Source organism: Streptomyces sp. ActVer, from assembly GCF_027270795.1.
In the GTDB taxonomy this organism is placed as follows: Bacteria; Actinomycetota; Actinomycetes; order Streptomycetales; family Streptomycetaceae; genus Streptomyces; species Streptomyces umbrinus_A.
On sequence record NZ_JAPWHT010000750.1, the window covers coordinates 1 to 2,861 of the forward strand.

Consider the following 2,861-nt stretch of genomic DNA (forward strand, 5'->3'; position numbering starts at 1 on the left):
CGCAGGCCACCGCCGCCCTGGAGTCCTCGACAGGCCGCGCCGTGCAGCGCGGGGCGCAGGCGTGTGGCCAGTTCCCGGGTCAGCGCCTCGACCAGGCGGCGGACCAGCGGGCGCAGTGCGGCCAGTTGAGCCTCGGGCAGTCCTCCCGCGTGCTGGAGCACGGTGCGCAGCAGATCGACGGAGGGCCGCACGAGGTCCGGGTTGAGCTCGGCTATCACGTCCTTGCGGCCCGACGCCGCTGCCGCCGCCAGCACCTCTTCCCGGATGCCCGGTCCGAACAGGGCGGCCAGCTCCTCGGACCACTCACGCACTCCCGGGTACGAAGCCTCCCGGCCGCCCCCGCCCCGTCGGCGAGGTCCGGTCAGATCGCCCCTGCTGCCCTCGCCGCGTCCGCTGCCGTACAACTCGTCCAGCGCGGTCGCGAACGCCGAGGCCGAGCGCGGCAGTTGATCCGTACGACGGCCGAGTACGAGCCGCCAGCGGTCGGCGGACGCGAGGACGTGATCCTCGGGGGAGTGCTCAGCGACCCGCTCGGTTGCTTCGGTTCCAGGGGGCCCGAGGGCTTTGGAGGGTTCGCGCGCTTCGGGGTTTTCGGCCGCCGGGACGAGGTCGTCCCCCTTGGGCGGAGGCAGTAGCCCGAGCGCGCGGAGGGCGGCGCGGGCCGCCAGGTCCGCGCGGGTCCAGGTCGCGAGTGCGGCGGGGTCGACGCCGCCGGTGTCGGTCAGATGCGTGGTGGCGAGGCGTTCTTCGACGGTGTCGAGGAGCCGGTCGCGTGCCGCCGGACTGAGGGTGTCGAAGCCTCCCCGGAGCGAGGGGAGGCGGTCGAGGAACTGCCGGTCGGGCATCTCGATGATGCGGTTGAGCAGCGGCTCCAGGGCGGGAGCCGCCGCCTCCAGGAGTGGGCCCGCGGCGGTCAGCACCCCGATGAGCCGGTCGGTCAGGGCGGTCCGGGCCTCGGGAACGTTGGCCGAGTCGACCCAGGAAGCGATGCGATCGCCCAGAACATGCGGTTCCTCGTGACCGAGGAGGACGCGTACGGCTCCGGCGGCGCCGCGCATCAGCGGGGAGCCGTCGGCGGCCAGCCGGGCGAGCGCGTCGGCGAGCCGTATGCCGCCCAAGAGGTCCGCGCGATGGGCGAGTTCGAGCAGCGCGTGCGCGTCGCCCCGGTCCTCGGAACCTGTGAGACCGTCCACCTGCCGCACAGCCGCGGCGGTCAGCAGCTCGGCCACGGTGGCCACCGTCTCGGTGCGTTCCTCGTCGGTACCGAGGCCCGCGACGTGACCCGCCCGCAGACGGTCCAACAGGGCCAGGCCGGCGAGGAGTTCCGGCAGCGTGGCGGAGTGCGGCAGCACCTCGCGGACGTCGGAGAGGCGTTCGTCCGTGAGGGCGGGCAGGCCGCACTCCGCCGCCTGCCGAAGGCCGTGCAGCGTCTGCGCGGCCGTGGGGCCGCCCTCGTCCCGCTCCGCGCGCCGGCGTTCGCGCAGCAATCCCTCGGCGGCCTGAGCGGGGGTGACTCCCCGGACGCCGGCCGCGGTGAGCATCGCCGCCGTGGCGGGCGTCCAGCGCACCTCCCAGCGGGAGGTCAGCGCCTCGGACCCGCCTGCGCCGACGACTTCCTTTGCCTCTCCGTACGGCACACCGCACACGGTCAGGCGCTGCAACAGGAGTTCTCGGCGGCTGTCCAGTTCGGAACGCAGCGGGTCCAGGCGCAGATCCCGCGTGGCGTCGGCGCCGCGGCTGTCGGGCCCCGGCAGCCCCAGTGCCGCCAGCTCCTCCTCCACCGCCGGAGCGAGTCCACTCCGGGGCGCTCCGGGTGCCGGGCGGCCGCCGCGCGTTCCCACGAGCACCCGCTCCATCGCCTGTGCGACGGCTCGGCCCCGGCCGTACGGCTCACCCTGTGTGAGTACGGTCTGCACCGCTTCGACCAGCTCGCCCCGCCCGGCCGCGGGGAGTCCACGCAGTCGGGCGAGGTCTCCCGCGAGGCGGCAGATCTCCCGGGCGTCGGCGGGTCCCGACGGGTGGCCGAGGGAGCGCAGTTGGGCACAGATCTGTACGGCGGCGCGTGTCAGGGCGTCCTCCAACGCGGCCGGGTCGCCCGCCGCGCCCAGGACCAGGTGCTGCCATTCCGGGTCCCGGATGCCCGCCGGGTAGCCGGACCGCTCGTCGAGAAGCGCGTAGGTGTACGGGATGAACGACGTCGTACACGCCGGGGCCTCGGCGTCCGGGCCGCCGGGGGCGGGCGATGGCACTTCCGGCAGCGTGCCCGGTGACGTCAACGCCGGGGCGTGGAAGGCGGCGACGAGCACGGCCGCGCGTTCGCCGTTCGCGGTGGCGGCGGCCAGCCGGGCGCGCATCCACTCCTCGCGGCGCAGGTCCAGCTCGGGCACGCCTTCCGAGGCGGCCGCGTCCTCGCGCAGCGCCCAGCCCGTCAGGAGGGCGGCCTGCCGCAGCGCTTCGGGAGGTGAGCCCGGGGCGGCCGTCTCGACGAGGCGGTCCCACAGGTCGTCACCGGTACGGCCCGTGAGCCGGGCCCGTAGCGCGGTGGCGAGGCCGGCTCGGCCGGACGTCTCGTGGACGCCGACGGGATCGGGAGCGCCGGGTGTCTCGCCGGTGGTGACCCGGTCGGAGCCAGGTGTCTGCGCTGGTGGAGTGGCGGGGCTGCCGGACCGCTGTGCGGACGCCGGATCGGTGGGAGTGCCGGGCGGCTCCGGAGCCGAGCCCCGGTCCGTACCGTCGTCCGGGCATGCGGGGGTGTGCCGTTCGGCGCTCCACGCCCGGTCGGCGAGCGGCAGGTCGCACGCGACGACCGGCACGTCGTGTCGCGCGGCCCAGCGCACGGCGGCGAGTTCGGGCGAGAAGTC

The 2,861-nt window shown here is 75.5% G+C and carries 1 protein-coding gene; it reads right to left on the minus strand.

Annotated features, from left to right (window positions below; translation table 11 throughout):
• Nucleotides 1–2,861: DUF5682 family protein (locus tag O3Q52_RS51540; RefSeq protein ID WP_269655314.1), on the minus strand; the 2,861-nt coding region annotated here is incomplete at both ends.